The 17,246-nt window shown below is 71.8% G+C and carries 16 protein-coding genes and 1 pseudogene; 11 read left to right on the top strand and 6 right to left on the bottom strand.

Going from position 1 to position 17,246, the window contains the following annotated elements; genetic code table 11:
* The first annotated feature begins 31 nt into the window (after nt 1-31).
* The 7 genes from DC432_RS08155 (at nt 32) to ccsB (ending at nt 6,083) form a co-directional block, all read left to right on the top strand.
* On the top strand, nt 32-442 hold the full coding sequence (locus DC432_RS08155) for a DUF6264 family protein (RefSeq protein WP_116537433.1): 411 nt from the start codon (nt 32-34) through the stop codon (nt 440-442).
* 135 nt (nt 443-577) lie between these two features.
* Entirely contained in the window at nt 578-1,264 is a 687-nt protein-coding gene (locus tag DC432_RS08150) for a DedA family protein (RefSeq protein WP_108318472.1), read from the top strand.
* A gap of 79 nt (nt 1,265-1,343) precedes the next feature.
* Entirely contained in the window at nt 1,344-1,988 is a 645-nt protein-coding gene (locus DC432_RS08145) for a histidine phosphatase family protein (RefSeq protein ID WP_116537432.1), read from the top strand.
* A complete protein-coding gene (locus tag DC432_RS08140) occupies nt 1,988-2,593 on the top strand; it encodes a TlpA family protein disulfide reductase (RefSeq protein ID WP_181373529.1) in 606 nt (201 codons plus the stop codon). The genes DC432_RS08145 and DC432_RS08140 overlap by 1 nt, the downstream gene beginning before the upstream one ends.
* Nucleotides 2,590-3,339 (top strand): cytochrome c biogenesis CcdA family protein, encoded by a 750-nt coding sequence (locus DC432_RS08135; RefSeq protein WP_116537431.1) that lies wholly within the window; start codon nt 2,590-2,592, stop codon nt 3,337-3,339. Before DC432_RS08140 ends, DC432_RS08135 begins: the two co-directional genes overlap by 4 nt.
* A gap of 28 nt (nt 3,340-3,367) precedes the next feature.
* Entirely contained in the window at nt 3,368-5,071 is a 1,704-nt protein-coding gene (resB, locus tag DC432_RS08130; RefSeq protein ID WP_116537430.1) for a cytochrome c biogenesis protein ResB, read from the top strand.
* A gap of 4 nt (nt 5,072-5,075) precedes the next feature.
* Nucleotides 5,076-6,083, top strand: coding sequence for a c-type cytochrome biogenesis protein CcsB (gene ccsB, locus DC432_RS08125; RefSeq protein ID WP_116537429.1), 1,008 nt, complete (start codon nt 5,076-5,078; stop codon nt 6,081-6,083).
* A 462-nt stretch (nt 6,084-6,545) separates the two neighbouring features.
* On the opposite strand, the gene DC432_RS08120 is transcribed toward ccsB, so the two are convergent.
* From DC432_RS08120 to DC432_RS08110, 3 genes are all read right to left on the bottom strand, one after another.
* On the bottom strand, nt 6,546-7,106 hold the full coding sequence (locus DC432_RS08120) for an endonuclease domain-containing protein (RefSeq protein WP_133177904.1): 561 nt from the start codon (nt 7,104-7,106) through the stop codon (nt 6,546-6,548).
* A gap of 799 nt (nt 7,107-7,905) precedes the next feature.
* Complete coding sequence (locus tag DC432_RS08115) at nt 7,906-9,990, bottom strand: YhgE/Pip domain-containing protein (protein WP_116537427.1); 2,085 nt, start codon at nt 9,988-9,990, stop codon at nt 7,906-7,908.
* The gene (locus DC432_RS08110) at nt 9,987-12,890 is read right to left on the bottom strand and encodes an MMPL family transporter (protein ID WP_116537477.1); all 2,904 of its coding nucleotides are present in this window, start codon (nt 12,888-12,890) and stop codon (nt 9,987-9,989) included. Before DC432_RS08110 ends, DC432_RS08115 begins: the two co-directional genes overlap by 4 nt.
* 117 nt (nt 12,891-13,007) lie before the next feature.
* Here DC432_RS08110 and DC432_RS08105 point away from each other — a divergent pair, with 117 nt between their 5' ends.
* Entirely contained in the window at nt 13,008-13,634 is a 627-nt protein-coding gene (locus DC432_RS08105) for a TetR/AcrR family transcriptional regulator (RefSeq protein WP_116537426.1), read from the top strand.
* Here the strand turns inward: DC432_RS08105 and DC432_RS08100 are convergent.
* Nucleotides 13,621-14,622, bottom strand: coding sequence for an o-succinylbenzoate synthase (locus DC432_RS08100; protein WP_116537425.1), 1,002 nt, complete (start codon nt 14,620-14,622; stop codon nt 13,621-13,623). The two genes, DC432_RS08105 and DC432_RS08100, sit on opposite strands and share 14 nt — an antisense overlap.
* Before the next feature lie 16 nt (nt 14,623-14,638).
* A complete protein-coding gene (locus DC432_RS08095) occupies nt 14,639-14,818 on the bottom strand; it encodes a hypothetical protein (protein ID WP_108317628.1) in 180 nt (59 codons plus the stop codon).
* A 93-nt stretch (nt 14,819-14,911) separates the two neighbouring features.
* Between DC432_RS08095 and DC432_RS08090 the strand changes: the two genes are divergently transcribed.
* Nucleotides 14,912-15,709, top strand: a complete 798-nt coding sequence (locus DC432_RS08090; RefSeq protein ID WP_116537424.1) for an LLM class F420-dependent oxidoreductase — start codon at nt 14,912-14,914, stop codon at nt 15,707-15,709.
* Nucleotides 15,710-15,746: 37 nt separating this feature from the next.
* On the opposite strand, the gene DC432_RS08085 is transcribed toward DC432_RS08090, so the two are convergent.
* Entirely contained in the window at nt 15,747-15,926 is a 180-nt protein-coding gene (locus DC432_RS08085; RefSeq protein WP_116537423.1) for a hypothetical protein, read from the bottom strand.
* Nucleotides 15,927-16,027: 101 nt separating this feature from the next.
* On the opposite strand from DC432_RS08085, the gene DC432_RS08080 reads away from it, so the two are divergent.
* Together DC432_RS08080 and DC432_RS08075 are read left to right on the top strand one after the other, a co-directional pair.
* Nucleotides 16,028-16,930 (top strand): 1,4-dihydroxy-2-naphthoyl-CoA synthase, encoded by a 903-nt coding sequence (locus DC432_RS08080; RefSeq protein ID WP_108317631.1) that lies wholly within the window; start codon nt 16,028-16,030, stop codon nt 16,928-16,930.
* A gap of 16 nt (nt 16,931-16,946) precedes the next feature.
* Nucleotides 16,947-17,246 (top strand): annotated as a pseudogene (locus DC432_RS08075) (AMP-binding protein); the annotation flags it as partial.

The raw sequence follows: 17,246 nt of genomic DNA, 5'->3' as shown, positions 1-17,246 counted from the left end.
CCGGAACCGGGCGCGAACCTACGATGGGGACGTGACCACGCCCCCGCCCCCGCAGTCGTTCCCGCTGCCGCCGCAGTCGTTCCGGACGCTGCGCCCCGAAGCGCGGGCGAAGACGTCGCGTCCGTGGGACGTCGTGGTGACCATCGTGCTGCTCGTCCTGCTGCCGCTGTTGGCGCTGGCCGCGTCGTACGCGGGGGTTCTGCTGGCCTTCGCCTCGGACGCGTGCGGAGCCGACCGCTGCGACGCCGCGCTGATGAACACGGGCTTCTGGGCAGCGGTGGTGTCGCCGTGGGTCGTGTTCGTCCTGGGTCTTGTCGTCACGATCGTCAGCCTCGTCCGCCATCGACTCGCGTTCTGGGTGCCGCTGCTGACGATCGTCGTGATGGCCGCCGCCTGGTTCGTCTCGGCGGCCATCGTGGGCGCGGGGGTGGCGGCATCCTGAGTCGTTCCGCCGCCGGCGTCGCGAGAGGGCGCTCGGGGGCAACCCCCAGGAATGCCGCGTGACCGGCCCGTAGCCTGGGACTGGGCGTCCGGACGGGCGGCCGATCACCGAGCGCGAAGGCACCCGATGACCGACATGACCCTCACCCTTCCCCGCTCCGGCGCCGGCTCGGCACCGGACAGCGGGGGCGACTCCTCGTGGCTGACCTCGCTCGCCGACTGGACGGTGTCGCTGATGGAGGTCATCGGCCCCGTGGGCGCCGGTGTCGCCATCGCCCTCGAGAACCTGTTCCCGCCGCTGCCCAGCGAGGTCGTGCTGCCGATGGCCGGCCTCACGGCCAGCCGCGGATCGTTCACCCTCTTCGAGGCGCTGCTGTGGACGACCATCGGGTCGATCGTCGGTGCGTTCATGCTCTACGGCCTCGGCCGGTGGCTCGGGGCCGAGCGCCTGCGCGCCTTCGCGGCGAAGATGCCGCTGCTGCACCCCGAGGACGTCGACCGCACCGTGGCGTGGTTCGAGCGGCACGGGGGCAAGGCCGTGTTCTTCGGGCGGATGATCCCGATCTTCCGCAGCCTCATCTCGATCCCCGCGGGCGTCTCGAAGATGCCGCTCTGGCGATTCGGTCTGCTCACCGGGGCCGGGAGTCTCATCTGGAACACGATCTTCGTGCTGTCGGGTTACCTGCTGGGCGAGAACTGGCACATCGTCGAGGAGTACGCGTCGATCCTGCAGTACGTCGTCATCGCCGCGGTCGGAGTCGGCGTCGCCTGGTTCCTGTACTCGCGCGTGCGGTCGCTCATCGCGGCGAAGAAAGACGCCTGACCCGGCGGGATATCTCCACGTCGAGGCAACCGGCATCCGGACTCAGTCAGACCACAGAACCCGCCCGTAGACTGGGAACGTGCCCGCCGACCGCCTTCATCTCGTGCGCCACGGAGAGGTCCACAACCCCCGTCGCGTGCTCTACGGTCGGCTCCCCGGATTCGGTCTGAGCGTCGACGGACGCCGCATGGCCCGCCAGGCGGCGGAGCACGTGCAGGCGCTCGAGCGACCCGTGTCGGCGCTCGTCGTGTCGCCGCTGCAGCGCACCCGCGAGTCCGCCGAGCCCTTCGTCGAGCTGTTCGGCATCGAGCCGTTCATCGACGACCGGGTCATCGAGCCGAGCAACGTCTTCGAGGGGCGTCGCATGAAGCAGGCGCTCGCGAATCCGCTCAACTGGCGCCACCTCGTCCAGCCGGACGTGCCCAGTTGGGGAGAGCCCTACGCGCACATCGTCGCCCGCATGACCGCGGCGATGCAGGACGCCTGGGACCGCGTTCCCGCGGGCGACGTGGTGGTCGTCTCGCACCAGCTGCCCATCTGGGTGACCCACCTCGCCCTGTCCCACCAGCCCACCCGCCACGACCCCCGCAAGCGCCGGTGCGCGCTGTCGAGCGTGACGAGCTTCGAACGGCGAGACGGCGCCGACGGCTCGGCCCGCTGGGTCGAGGTGGCGTACGCCGAGCCGGCGAGCACCGCCGGAGCCGTCGATGTAGGAGCCGTCTGATGCGCCGAATCCTGACCGCAGTGGGGGCGATCACCGCCTCCGCCGCCCTGATCGCGGGCCTGGCCGCCTGCAGCGCCGACCCGCTGGCCGACCAGTACCGCGCCGGCGACAACAAGGGCTACATCGCCGCGAACGGGTTCCAGACCGCCGAGATCGCTCCCGAGAACCGCACGGAGCCGGTGCAGTTCACCGGCACGCTCGACAACGGTTCGCCCGTGTCGAGCACCGACTTCGCGGGCAAGGTGCTCGTGGTCAACTTCTGGTACGCCACCTGCGGCCCCTGCATCATCGAGGCACCCCGCCTCGAGCAGGCCTATCAGACCTTCCAGGGCCAGGACGTGGCGTTCCTGGGCATCAACACCTACGACCAGCCCGCCACCGCGCTGTCGTTCGCGCGCGATCACGAGGTGTCGTACTCGAGCGCCATGGCGGTCGACGACGCGCCGCTCAAGCTCGCCTTCAGCCAGGCGACCTCGCTGAACGCCACCCCCACGACCCTCGTGCTCGACAAGCAGGGTCGCGTCGCCGCCCGCATTGTGGGCGAACTGCCCGAGGCGTCGATCCTCGAGGCCATCGTGCGCACGCTGGTCGCGGAGAACGCGTGAACCCCGGCGCTCTCGTCTTCGACGGGGCGCTGTGGGTCGCCCTTCCCATCGCCCTCGCGGCGGGGCTGATCTCGTTCCTCTCGCCGTGCGTGCTGCCGCTCGTGCCCGGATATCTCGGCTACATCGGCGGTGCCGTCGCGCCGCGCGGAGGATCGGCATCCGCTCCGGGTCGCGGACGCCTGCTGTGGGGAACGCTGCTGTTCATCGCGGGGTTCACCGCGGTGTTCATGGCGGTGAACGTGCTCGGCGGCACGGTCGGCATGTTCTTCCTGCGCTACGCCGATCTGATCACGCGGGTCATGGGCGTGGTCATCATCCTGCTCGGGCTCGTCTTCATCGGGCTGTTCGGCGTCGCGCAGCGCTCGGTGCGCCTGCAGGCCCGCGGCAACCTCGGGCTGATCGGGGCACCCCTGCTGGGCGTGGCGCTCGGCATCGGCTGGACGCCGTGCATCGGCCCCACCCTCGCGGCGATCATCTCGGTGTCGTACAACCTGGGAGACCCCGGGCGTGCGGCCCTGCTGGGCCTCGCCTACTCGCTGGGGCTCGGCATCCCGTTCCTGCTCCTCGCCCTCGGGCTGGGATGGGCGACCCGCTCCGTGGCGTTCGTGCGCCGGCACATCCGCGTCGTCAACCTCATCGGCGGGGCTCTTCTGATCGTGCTCGGCCTGCTCATGGTCACCGGCCTGTGGGGGCAGTGGATGTCCGTCCTGCAGGGGGTGATCGGCACTGTCCAGCTCCCGCTCTGACCGTTCCCGAACCGACCGAGGCACCACTGTGACCGACCCCCTGCGCCCGTCCGACCACGCCGACTCCGCACCGTCCGCCGGTGCGGCGGCGAGCGACGACATCACCCAGCCGCAGCTGGGCGTCGTCGGCTGGCTGCGGTGGGGCTGGCGGCAGCTCACGAGCATGCGCACCGCCCTGGTGCTGCTGCTGCTGCTCGCGATCGCCGCCGTCCCCGGTTCGCTCGTCCCGCAGCGCAGCGCCGACCCCAACGGCGTCACGCAGTACTTCACCGACAACCCCGACCTGGCGCCGGTGCTCGACAAGCTCAGCCTGTTCGACGTCTACACCTCGCCGTGGTTCTCGGCCATCTACCTGCTGCTTTTCATCTCGCTGATCGGCTGCGTGCTGCCGCGCACGAAACACCACTGGAAGGCGCTGCGCTCGCAGCCTCCGCGGACGCCCGCGCGCCTCTCGCGACTGGACGACCATCGCACGCGCGAGATCGCGGTCGAGGGCGACGCGGATGCCGCCGGAGCCGCCGCCGTCGAGACCGCGGCCGCGCAGCTGCGCAAGAGCGGCTACCGGGTCGCCCGCTACGACGGACGGGGAACGTTCTCGGTGTCGGCCGAGCGCGGCTACCTGCGCGAGACCGGCAACCTGCTCTTCCACGGTGCACTGGTCGGCGTGCTGATCGCCGTCGGCGTCGGCGGCGGCTTCACCTACACGGGCCAGCGCGTCCTCGTCGAGGGTCAGGCCTTCGCCAACAGCCTGCTCGACTACTCGTCGTTCAACCCCGGACGCTTCGTCAACGGCGACACCCTCACGCCGTACTCGATGACGCTCGACCGGTTCGACGTCACCTACGTGCCGCCGGGGCAGCCCGGTTCGGGCCAGGCCGGCAACTTCGTCGCCCACGTCACCACCCAGGCGCCCGGTTCCGACCCGCAGGACGGCGAGGTGCGCGTCAACCACCCGCTCGACGTGCAGGGCGACCGCGTCTACCTGCTCGGCAACGGCTACGCCCCCACCGTCACGATCCGCGACGCCCAGGGCAACGAGGTGTTCCACGACTCGGTCGCCTTCCTGCCCCAGGATGCCAACATGACCTCGCTCGGGGTCATCAAGGTCGCCGACGGGCTGCCGCAGCAGCTCGGTCTGCTCGGGTTCTTCTACCCGACGATGGACGTGCTCGACACGGGCGCCCTCACCTCGACGTACGGCGCCCTCGAGTACCCCACGTTGACGTTGCGCGTGTACGAGGGCGACCTGGGCATCGACGACGGCACCCCGCGCTCGGTCTACACGCTCGACCCCTCGGGCATGACGCAGATCGCGGGCGGCGACAGCGGGAACCCGGCGATCCAGCTCATGCCCGGCCAGACCGAGGACCTGCCCAACGGTCTGGGGACCATCACCTTCGAGAACGAGGCCCCGGCCGGAGCCGTCGGCTACGAGGGGTCGGTCAAGCGTTTCGCCTCGCTCTCGATCCACCGCGACCTGGCGGGTCCGTGGGTGCTCGGCTTCGCGCTGCTCGCCCTCTTCGGACTGCTCGCGGCGCTGTTCGTGCCGCGCCGTCGCATGTGGGTCAAGGCGAGCCCGCAGAACGGCACCGTGCTCATCGAGTACGCCGGCCTCGCCCGCGGCGAGGACCCGACCCTCGCCGCCGCCGTCGACCAGCTGGCCGACAAGCACGGCGCGACCCTTCCCGCCCCTCCTTCCCAGAGCCACCCCGACACCGGAAAAGTAGACTGAGACCATGCCCGGAACCGACCCGCTTCTCCTCGATGAGATCTCCCTCCTCCTGGTGTGGACGGCGGTCGCCATCTACGTGCTGGCGTTCATCGCCTACGCCATCGACCTCGCCCGCCGCTCCGACCTCGCGCTCAAGGCCAAGGACGAGGTCGTCGCGCGCGAGCTCGTGACCGCCGGTGGCGGGGGAGTGATCACCACGGGCGGGGGGTCGTCGGCATCCACCCCCTCCGCCAAGCCCCGCTACCTCTGGGCGCGCCTGGGGACGGTGCTCACGGCGCTCGGCTTCGTGTTCCACCTCGTGGCGACCGTGCTGCGCGGCGTCGCCGCCGAGCGCGTGCCGTGGTCGAACATGTACGAGTTCGCCCTGACCGGCCTGCTGCTCATCATCGCGGTGTACCTCGCCGTGCTGACCAAGTTCGACCTGCGCTTCCTCGGCGCGCTGATGACGGGCCTCGCGGTGCTGCTGCTCGGCGGTGCGACGCTGGCGTTCCACGTCGAGGTCGTCCCCCTCGCCGACCCCCTGAAGTCGGTGTGGCTCGTGGTGCACGTGTTCGTCGCGAGTCTGGCGACCGCGTTGTTCGCCCTGGCCTTCGGTCTGTCGGTCGTGCAGCTGATCCAGACGCGCCGCGAGCGCAAGCTCGCCGAGGCCCCGGTGGATGCCGCACCCTCGCGCAGCTTCCTCCGCACCGTCCCGAACGCCGACGCCCTCGAGTCGCTGGCGTACCGCTTCGCGATCGTCGGCTTCATCTTCTGGACCTTCACGCTGATCGCCGGATCGATCTGGGCGAACGACGCCTGGGGTCGCTTCTGGGGCTTCGACACCAAAGAGGTCTGGACCTTCGTGATCTGGGTGCTCTACGCCGGTTACATCCACGCCCGTGCGACCCGCGGCTGGCGAGGAACCCGCTCGGCGTGGCTGTCGATCATCGGCTTCACCGCGGTGCTGTTCAACTTCACGATCGTGAACGTCTTCTTCAAGGGGTTGCACGCGTACAGCGGGCTGACCACGTAAGGCGTCGCCCGTCGCGTTCGGGCCCGTCCGGCTGACGCCGGGCGGGGCTTTCGCGTGGGCGGGTGGGCGGGTGGGCGCGGGGTCGGGTGAGCGCGGGGCGCGTGGGCGCGGGGTCGGGTGGGCGCGGGGGCGCGTGGCCGCGGGGTCGGGCGTCGGTGCGCTCGCGTCGAGCGCGCGATGCGCGAGTGTCCACGACGCGCCGGGTCACGGCATCCCGGCCTGGCGTGTCGTGGACACTCAGCCGCTCGTGGCCGCGGCCTCGGCCCGACGACCCGTCGAGTGTCCAGAACATGCCGGGCCGCTGCCTGCCGGCCCGGCGCGTCGTGGACACTCAGCAGCTTGCGGGCGCGGCCTCAGCCCGGAAACTCGAGGCCGCTCGTGGGCGCGGCCTCGGCTCTGCGACCCGTCGAGTGTCCAGAACATGCCGGGCCGCGGCGTCCCGGTCCGGTGCGTCCTGGACACTCAACGGTGCGGGAGCGCGGACGCGCGCAGCGCCTGACGAACGGGCGCGACGACGTCCCGCATCGGCGCGTCGAGGTGATGCGCGACGACGCGGATGAGCGTCCATCCCTCTTGAGCGATGGCGCGCCAGCGATCGGCATCCCGGCGGAACTGCGCGGCATCCGCGTGCTGCCGACCGTCGTACTCAATGGCGACGCGCTCGTCCGGGTACGCGAGGTCGAGGCGGGCGACGAAGACCCCGTCGGATGTGCGGAGGATCCAGTTGATCTGCGGCTCCGGCAGACCGGCGCCCACCAGCACAAGGCGGACGGCGGTCTCCCGGGGGGACTCGACCCCAGGGCGGATCAGGTCGGCCGCCTCCCGCAACGAGACGGCGCCCCGACGTCGGGCGCGGCGGGCGGCCTCCTGAAGCTCCCGGATGGTCTCGCCCTCGCTGAGAGCCCAGTCGCCCGCCGCAACCAGGTCCTCGGTCCGAAGGATGCCGCCGAGCTGCGCCCACGTTTCGACGCGGGTCGCGATTGGGAGGTCCCTCAGGAGGGTCACACCGTCCTGCGGCATCATGATGCGGTGTCCTTTGACACCCCTGGTCCGCGGTTCGCGCAGCGGGGGGACCGAGCCCACGTGCAGGGAACCCTCTGCGGGAACGGGTAGGGGCATACCCCAGAGTGCGGCCGCGGTCGTGTGGCTGAAGAACTGGCCGCCCGCCATTCGCGGCAGGAAGGCACGGCATCGCGCCTCCAGCCCATCCAGGGGGTGATCCCTCAGCGCGCGGACGCCGTGGAAAGGGGACTGCAGGTCTGCGGCGAGAAGCCGCCGACGCGGGATGCCGTGGCTGTCCGCATCGCGGACGTGGAACATCGGCCCGAGGTCGGACGGGAGCGGTCGCGGTCGCATGACGACAGCCCACACCGTCGTCGTGCCCGACGATCGCGCTTCCGCCGTTCTCGTGGATAACCTCCCGTTGTGGAGGACGCCCGAAACCCCCGAGGGTCGTCGAGTGTCCACGACGCTCCGCTGGTTGCGCCCGCGGCGCGGCGTGTCTTGGACACTGAACGGGTGGGGCGGCCCGAGACGGGCCCGGCCCGGTGCGGGAGCGCCCCGCGTCCCGCGTCCCGGGCCCCTCGTCCCGGCCCCGCGTCCGGCGCCTCGCGTCCCGTGCCCCGCGTCCCGGCCCCGCGTCCGGCGCCCCGCGTCCCGTCGAGTGTCCACGACGCTCCGCTGGTCGAGCCCGCAGGGCGGCGTGTTGTGGACACTCAACGGATGTGTCAGGCGCCGCGCGGGTCAGGCGGGCGCGGACCGGCGCGCGGCCCGGGCCGACGCGGACCGGCGCGCGGGGCGGACCGGGGCGGACCCGCGCGGGTCAGGCGGGCTGGGCGGCGGCGCGGGCGGTGGTCGTGCGGCGGCGCACCACGATCAGCGTGGTCGCGATGAGCGACAGCACCGCCCAGACCACGAACCCGGCGACGCCGGCCCCGACCCCGCCGGCCGACGAGAGGGCGCCGAGCATCGCGTCGTACACCGGCGCGGTGGGAAGCAGCGACGCGACGGCGGCCAGTGCGGGCGGGACGGTCGACACGATGCTCGCCCCGAGCGCGAGGGCTCCCACGACGGCGGCGACCCAGCGTCCCGCTCCGCCGAACACGGCCACCAGCGCCTGGTGCACGGCCGCGAACGCGATGCCCGCGGCGACGCAGACGAGGGCGAACACCGCCCAGTCGCCCCAGTCATAGTCGGATGCCACCTGCACGACCGCGGCGACCAGCAGGCCCTGCACGGCGCCGACGAGGGCCGCGGGGGCGAAGCCGCGCAGGGCGACCAGGGCCGACGGGCGGCGGCTCGTCAGCGCGCGGGCCGAGACGGCCTGGAATGCCACGAACGAGGCCAACCCGCCGAACCACAGCACGGCCATGGCCAGCAGCGGCACGGCCGCGACACCGAAGAGCGAGTCGCTCACGCCGGTCGCCGACACGGGATCGGCGACGACGTCGGCGAGGCTCGTCGCCTGCGCGTCGGTGTAGGTCGGCAGCTGCTCCACCGCGGTGTCGAGACCGTCGGCGAGCGACGAGGTGCCCGAGGCCACCTGGCCCACGCCGTCGGCGAGTTGCGCCGCGCCGTCCTCGGACAGGGAGACTCCGGATGCCAGCTGCCCGGCGCCCGAGCTGAGCGCCTGCGCGCCGGTGCCGAACTGCCGCGCCCCGTCGGCGAGCTGCGTTCCTCCACCGGCGACGCCGTCGATGCCGCCGGCGATCGTGCCGAGTCCGGTCGCGGCCTCGCGCGCACCCCCGGCGAGGCCGGTGGCGCCGTCGGCGAGCTGCTGGTTGGCGGCGGCGATGGCGCGGATGCCGGCGGGCAGCTGCGCGGCCTGGCCGGCGAGCGAGCCGATCTGCGTGACCGTCTGCGTCGCCTGGGGCAGGGCGCGGTTCGCCGCGTCCGCGGCGTCGCGCAGCGCCTGGCACTGTTCGGCGGTGCCGGTGCACTCGGCGGCGGCCTTCTGCAGGGCGGCGGCGGCATCGACGAGGGCGGTGTTGACCTGCGGGGCGGCGTCGGCGAGCTTCTGCGCGTCGGTTGAGAAGCCCGGGGGGATCTGGTCGGCGAGCCCGTTGATCTGCGTCGCGAGCTGCTGGTTGCCCGCGGCGATGCCGTCGGCGCCGGTCGCCAGCTTGTCGACTCCTGCCGCGGCATCCCGTGTTCCCGTCGCCAGAGCGCTCGCGCCCGAGGCGAGCTTCGTCGCCCCGTCGGCCAGGGGGGCGGCGCCGGCCGCGAGCTGCGAAGCCCCGTCGGCGAGACCGGACGCGCCGGTCGAGAGCTGGCCCAGGCCGTCCTTCAGGGCGGTCGCCCCGTCGGCGGCCTGCGAGGCGCCGTCGGCGAGCTGATGCGCGCCGCTCGCCGCGGTGCCGAGCTGGTCGCTCAGGGTGGTGAAACCGAGGAACACGTTCGTGAGGTACTGCGAGGACAGCTCGGTTCCGAAGACGCTGGAGGCGGTGGATGCCAACTGCGCGGTGATCGCGCCGTCGACCACGCGGGCGTCGGGAGCCGTCTGGACATCGATGGTCGCCTTCTCGGGCGTCTCGCCCGGGCGGGTCGACAGCGAGGCGGCCGTGAAGTTCTCGGGAATCGTGACGACGGCGGTGTAAGTGCCGTCCTTCAGCCCCGCGGCGGCGTCGTCGTCGTTCGAGATCACCCAGTCGATGTTGCTGGGCTGATCGTCGGCGCCCTTGACCAGACCGCCGGTGAGCTGACGACCCAGGGGGACGAGCTGACCGTTCAGCTCGACGGCCTTGTCGTCGTTGACGATCGCGGCGGTGATGTTGTCGAGCCGGTCGGTGGGGTTGTACAGCGCGCCGACCAGGATCCCGCCGATGACGGCGGGCAGCAGCAGCACGCCGATCAGGGTCAGCCAGGTGACGGGGCGACGGGAGCGGGAGCGCTCGACGGGGAGAGTCATGCGAACACCTCGGAGAGATCGGCGTAGGTTTCGGGCTGCGCGGACGGCGTGGCGCGTCGCGGGGTGACGAGGGGGAGGGATGCCACGTCGGGACGCTGCGCCTCGGCGAGCAGGGCGAGGGCGCGGCGTTCGTCCCGCGCCGAGACGACGAGGGTGAAGGGAGATGCCGCGTCGTCGTGGCGCTCGCGCAGATCGCTCGCCGCACGGCGGAGGACCTGGGCGACATCGGCGGCGGCGTCGGCGTCGAGGCGGTCGACGTCGCACACCACGACGATCCGCGAGCCGCCCGCGACAGCGTGCGTCACATCGGCCGCGGCGGTGCGCGGGTCGTCCAGCAGCGCCACGCCCACCCGGGCGCGCACGGCGCCGGCGCGTTCGGGCACGAGCAGTTCGTCCACGCGCAGCTTGCCCTCGATCTTCGACAGGCGCCCGGACAGGGCCAGCAGCATCGTCCGGGTGGTGGACGTCTCACCGGTGACCAGCAGCGTGCCGCCGTAGCCGAGGCGCAGCGAGACGTCGCGGAACACCGGCTCCTCGGCATCCGTCGCCGTCAGGGTGCCCAGGTCGTCGGCGGCAATCGCCATCGCGGGTTCGGCGGGCCAGTCGGCCAGGTGCACCTCGCGCTCGACGGCCTCGCCCTCGACGTCGAGCTTCGGCAGGATCCGATCGAGCCAGCGCGGCATCCACCACGCCTTCGCCCCCAGCAGCGCGAGGATCGCGGGCACCAGGGTCATGCGCACGAGGAACGCGTCGACGGCGACACCGACGGCCAGCCCGAGGGCGATCGGCTTGAGGCTCGAGTCGCCCTCGGGGACGAACGCGACGAAGACGGCGAACATGATGACGGCCGCCGCGACGACCACGCGGGCGGATGCGGCGAACCCGCTGCGCACCGCGCCGAGCGCCACCTCGCGGGGGGAGCGTCCCTCGCGGTCGGCGTGCACGAAGTCCTCGCGCATCCGCGAGACGAGGAACACCTGGTAGTCCATCGCCAGGCCGAACAGCACGCCCATCACCACGATCGGCATGAAGCTGATGATCGGTCCGACCTTGGCGACGTGCAGGGCATCGGCGAACCATCCCCACTCGAACACCGCGGCGACGACGCCGAACGAGGCCGCGACCGACAGCAGGTAGCCGCCCGCGGCCGTCAACGGCACCCAGATCGAGCGGAACACGATCATCAGCAGCACGAGCGACAGGCCCACCACGAACAGGCCGAAGGGCAGCAGGGCGGCGCCCAACTGGTCGGAGATGTCGATCGTGACCGCGGTGTAGCCGGTGACGAGCAGGCGGACGCCGAACTGGTCGAACAGGCGGTCCTCTTGCGAGCGGAGCTCGCGCACCAGGTCGGCGGTGCGCGGGTCGTCGGGAGCGGTCTCGGGCACGATCTGCACGATGCCGGTGTCGGCGGTCTCGTTGGGGGTGGCCAGGGCCACCTCGGCGACACCGGGCACCTTGGCGATCTCGTCGCCGATGTCCTGCATGAGCGTCAGCGGATCGTTGCTGGTGACGATGGTGCCGGTCATGATGAGCGGGCCGTTGGCGCCGGGGCCGAAGTACTCGTCGGTCAGTTCGTACGCGACGCGCGCCTCGTCGCCCTCGGGCAGCTGGCCGGCGTTCGGAAGCGTCAGGGCGAGCGAGGCGGCGGGGATCGCGGTCGTGCCGAGCACCGCGATCACGGCGACCGTGGTGACGACGGGATGCCGCGTCACCAGACCCACCCAGCGCTTGGCCGGGCCGTTGCGCTGCGCGCGGGCGGTGGCCGCGGCGGCACGCTCCTCGCGCTCCGCGGCAGCCTCGGCCAGGGCGTCCGCGTCCTCTTGGGCGGACATGCCGCGGCGACGACGGCGCGTCGCGCCCTTCTTCTTGTAGCCCCAGCCGACCACGCGGTGACCGGCGAAGCCGAGGAAGGCCGGGGTGAGCGTCAGCCCGACGCACACGGCGATCGCCACCGCGACCGAGGCGGCGATGCCCATGGTCGTGAGGAACGGGATGCCGGCGAAGCCGAGGCCGATGAGGGCGATGAGCACGGTGATCCCGGCGAAGACCACGGCCGAACCGGCCGTGCCGACGGCGCGCGCGGTCGACTCCTCGGGGTCCATGCCCGCCCGGGTCTGGTCCTGATGTCGCGAGACGATGAAGAGGGCGTAGTCGATGCCGACCGCCAGGCCCAGCATCACCGCCAGCAGCGGCGTGGTCGAGGAAACCGTGGCGAAACCGGTGGCGATGAAGATCAGGGCGATCGACAGGGCGACGCCCAGGATCGCGGTGGCCAGCGGCATCCCGGCCACCAGGAACGATCGGAACGTCACCATCAGCACGAGGGCGGCGATCAGGACGCCGAGAGCCTCGGTGAGCGAGGCGCCCGGGATCTCGGTCGCGAACAGCTGGCCGCCCAGCACCGCCTGCGACCCGGCGGGCAGCGCTGCGCCCAGGGCGCTCGCCGCCTCGCGGAGGCCGTCCTCGGTCGCCTGGGGGACGGCGGTGGCCTCGCCGTCGAACTGGATGCGCACGATGGCCGCGCGGTCGTCGTCCGAGATCCCGCCCGAGATCCGGTCGTCGTAGGGGTCGGTGACCGCGGCGACGAAGTCGAGAGCCGTGATGTCGGTGTTCGTCTTCTGGATGGCCTGCTGGTAATCCTGATCGCGGACGCTCCGGCCGTCGGCGGCGACGACGACGATCTCGGCGCTCGCCCCGCTGACCTGGGGGAAGGTGCGCTCGAGCATCTCAAGCCCGGCCTGCGACTCGGTGCCGGGGATCGTGAAGGTGTTGTCGGTGCCCTTGGCCAGGAGCGCGACCCCGCCGCCGGCCAGGACGAGCACCAGCAGCCACGCGGTCAGGACGCGCCACGGGTGGCGGAACGACCAGCGACCCAGGGTGTACAGGAATGTCGACACGGTGACTCCCACGTTCGGCGGACGGGTCGATACATCACCGTATCGAATACATCAATGTATCGTAGTGGCCGACGGGGAGTTCGAAGCTGAATCTCCCCCGGGAACAGGAGGACGCGGATGACCGACACCGCACCCGCGCCGTCGCGCCGACGCGAGAACACGCGCACGCGTCTGATGGATGCCGCCGCCGAGATGTTCGCCGAGGTCGGCATCGACGCCGCCTCCGTCGAGGCCGTGTGCGAACGCGCCGGATTCACCCGGGGAGCGTTCTACTCCAACTTCGCCTCGAAGGAGGAGCTGTTCCTCGCGCTGTGCGCCCGGTCCGCCGAGACGACCATCGCCGCCGTGCGCGATCGGGTGACCTCGATCGAGGACAGGGGCCTCGACGTCACGGGCGAGGTGCTGCACCTCGTGCAGGAGGTGCTCGAGATCGCCGGGGACGACCGCCTCGACATCCTGCTCGGGGCCGAGATCCGGGTGCAGGCGCTGCGCAACCCCGAGTTCGCCGCCGCGTACCTGTCGTCCAACGCCGCCCTCGCCGAGAGCGTCACGCAGCTCGTCTCGGACATCGCCCGCGCGCGCGGCCTGTCGCTGCGGGTCCCCGCGAGCGTCGCCACCGAGGTGCTGCTGTCGGCCTGGGTCGCGACCGCCGAGACCGCGATCATGACGCGTCAGACGGCCGCCGAGTCGCGCGCGCACCTGGGCGAGCGGCTGGAACAGCTCGTCCGGCTCATCGTGGAGTGATCTGCAGCAGCGCGTGACAGCGCCGAAGACGATCGAGCCACCACGTCGTCCTGTCCTCGTCGGCGGCGACCCGGTCGAGGTCGGCCGTCGTCGGACGCGGACGCTCCACGCGCAGCAGCCCCTCGTGTGCGCGGAGGGGGGATGCCACGACGTCGGCCGTGAGCAGCGACGCGGTGCCGAGACCGCAGTCGTACTCGAGCTCGGGCAGCGAGGCGGCGAGGGCCACCCCCATCGACAGCCCGATCGAGGTGTCCAGGGCACTCGACACGACGGCGGGCAGCCCCGCCTGCGCGACGATCTCGCGCGCGGCGTGCACGCCACCGAGGGGCTGCGCCTTGATCACCAGCAGGTCGGCGGCCCCGGCTCGGGCGACGCGCAGGGGGTCGGCGGCCTTGCGCACACTTTCGTCGGCGGCCACCGGGATGTCGAGGTACGCGATGCGCTCGCGCAGCTGGGCGAGCTCGTCGACCTCGGCGCAGGGCTGCTCGACGTACTCGAGATCGAACTCCGCCAGCGCGTGGACCGCGCGCTCGGCCTCGTCGACGTTCCACGCGGCGTTGGCGTCGACGCGCACGCGCCCCTCGGGGCCCACCGCCTCGCGTACCGCGCGCACGCGCGCGACATCGTCGGCGAGGGTCTGACCGGCCTCGGCGACCTTGACTTTGACCGTGCGGCATCCGTCGTACCGCGCCAGGATTCGGGGGACCTCGGATGCCGCAACCGCGGGCATCGTGGCGTTGACGCCGACCGTCTCGCGCACCGGGGAGGGCGAGGGGCGCCACCCGTAGTCGAGGGCGCCGGCGAGCCAGGTCGACGCCTCGGCGTCCGTGTACTCGACGAAGGGTGAGAACTCGGTCCAGCCCTCGGGGCCCTCGAAGACGACGGCTTCGCGTACCCGGATGCCGCGGAACCGCGCCGCGAGCGGCAACGAGACCACGCGCGCGGTGGCGAGGACGTCGGCGAGCGGGGGGAGGGCGGCGCTGCTCATGCCCTCATCCTGCCGCTCAGCGCGGTCCGCCGCCGCCGAACCCGCCGAACCAGAACGTCTGGCGTTCGGTGGTGTAGGAGGAGAGATCCTTCTGCGCGTCGAGGGATTCCCTCGCGGCCTCGGACTGCTCGTGCGTGCGGCGCGGGCCGAACAGGTAGTCGCGCACTCGCGACAGCTTCGACATCTTCTTCGTCATGATGACTCCGATCGTCTGGCCTCTCCACGCTACGTGTCATCGCGTCAGGCGTCCACCCGTCCCGGTGTACGGGGGCGGGCATAGGCTGACCGCATGCTCTTCGACACCCCGGTGCGTCTCGGCGTCCAGATCCAGCCGCAGCACGTGCAGTACTCCGACATCCGCGACGCCGTCCTCCGTCTCGAAGAGATGGGCGTCGACGTCCTCTTCAACTGGGACCACTTCTTCCCCCTCTACGGCGACCCCGACGGCGAGCACTTCGAGTCGTGGACCATGCTGTCGGCGTGGGCCGAGCAGACCGAGCGCGTCGAGTTCGGCGCCCTGGTCAACTGCAACAGCTACCGCAACGCCGACCTGCAGGCCGATATGGCCCGCACGGTCGACCACATCAGCAAGAAGGGCGGCGACACGGGTCGCTTCATCTTCGGTACCGGCTCGGGCTGGTTCCAGCGCGACTACGACGAATACGGCTACGAGTTCGGCACCGCGGGCTCGCGGCTGAACGCCCTGGCGACCGACCTCGACCGGGTCGCCGCCCGCTGGTCGAAGCTCAACCCGGCCCCCACCCGCGAGATCCCCGTGATGATCGGCGGCAAGGGCGAGCAGAAGACGCTGCGCATGGTCGCCCGTCACGCCGACATCTGGCACAGCTTCGTCTCGCCGGACGAACTGCCCCACAAGTTCGACGTCATCCAGAAGTGGGCCGAGAGCGAGCAGCGCGACCTGTCGGGACTCGTCGTCTCGAACGAGCTGAAGGACCGCGACGAAGACGTGGCCGACGCCCTCTACGACGCCGGAACGCGCCTGTTCACCCTCGGGTTCTCGGGTCCCGACTGGGACTACTCGATCGTCGAGCGGTGGCTGCGCTGGCGCGACGGCAAGAACGCGTGATCGAACGGCGCCCCGGGGGATCCGGGGCGCCGACCGGTCACGGCTTGAACTGCGCTCCGCCCGAGGTGCCCGTCCAGTTCTTGACGGCCTCGCCCTGGTAGTGCGCGGTCTCGCTCTGGTGGTTCATCGAGCGGCGCGCGTCCTCGGACTGGTCATGGGTGGGGGCTCCGAAGAAGTACTCGCGGATGCGACCCAGGATCGACACTTTCTTCGTCATGCGGACTCCGATCGTCGGGGTCGTCCAGGCTACGGGGTGGCGCCGGGTGCGTCCAGCGGTCGTATCGATCCTGCGTCGGTGCCCGCGCGTAGGCTGAGGACGTGACCGTCTCCGAGCTGTTCGACCCCGCGGAGTGGACGCCGGCGCCCGGCGCCGCCGACTACACCGACATCACCGCGCACGTCACCCACGACGGACGCATCGCCCGTATCGCCTTCGACCGGCCCGAGGTGCGCAACGCCTTCCGGCCCCACACGGTCGACGAGCTGTACCGCGCCCTCGACATCGCCCGACAGGACCACCGCATCGGCGTCGTCCTGCTCACGGGCAACGGACCGAGCGCGAAGGACGGCGGCTGGGCGTTCTGCTCGGGCGGCGATCAGCGCATCCGCGGTCGCGACGGGTACAAGTACTCGACCGACGAGGCGACGGTCCACGATCCGGGCCGCGCGGGACGCCTGCACATCCTCGAGGTCCAGCGTCTCATCCGCTTCATGCCGAAGGTGGTCATCGCGGTCGTCCCCGGGTGGGCGGCGGGCGGCGGCCACTCGCTGAACGTGGTGTGCGACCTGTCGATCGCCAGCCGCGAACACGGTCGCTTCAAGCAGACGGATGCCGACGTCGGCTCCTTCGACGCCGGCTACGGTTCCGCCTACTTCGCACGGCAGATCGGGCAGAAGTTCGCGCGCGAGATCTTCTTCCTCGCCGAGGAGTACTCCGCCGACCGCGCCTACGAGATGGGTGCGGTCAATCGCGTCGTCCCGCACGCCGAGCTCGAACGCGAAGCCCTGGCGATGGCCCGGACCATCCTGACCAAGTCGCCGACGGCGATCCGCATGCTCAAGTACGCCTTCAACGCCGTCGACGACGGCCTGGTCGGTCAGCAGCTGTTCGCGGGGGAGGCGACGCGTCTGGCGTACGGCACCGACGAGGCCGCCGAGGGGCGCGACTCCTTCCTCGAGAAGCGCGACCCCGACTGGTCGGGCGTGCCGTGGCACTACTGAGCGTCGGACCGAGCGCGTGAGGCTCGAGCCGCCGGCATCCGGCGATCCGCGCGACGTCGTGCGGGCGTTGCGCGCGGCGGTCCTGGGGGCGGGACCCGCCGTCGCCCTGGGCGGGGCGGACCTGCCCGGCGATGCCCCCGCCGGGACGGCCGTCGTCGTGACCACCTCGGGCTCGACCGGTGTGCCCAAGTCGGTCGCGATCTCGCGCAACGCCCTCATCGCCAGCGCCTACGCCACGGCCGCCCGCATCGGCGAGGGGTCCTGGTTGCTGGCCGTTCCGGCCACGTACGTGGCCGGAACGGCCAGCAACCAGGAC

Origin of the sequence: Microbacterium testaceum, from assembly GCF_003075375.1 — a bacterium.
GTDB classification, from domain to species: Bacteria; Actinomycetota; Actinomycetes; order Actinomycetales; family Microbacteriaceae; genus Microbacterium; species Microbacterium testaceum_E.
This window is presented reverse-complemented; position numbering and strand designations above follow the sequence as displayed.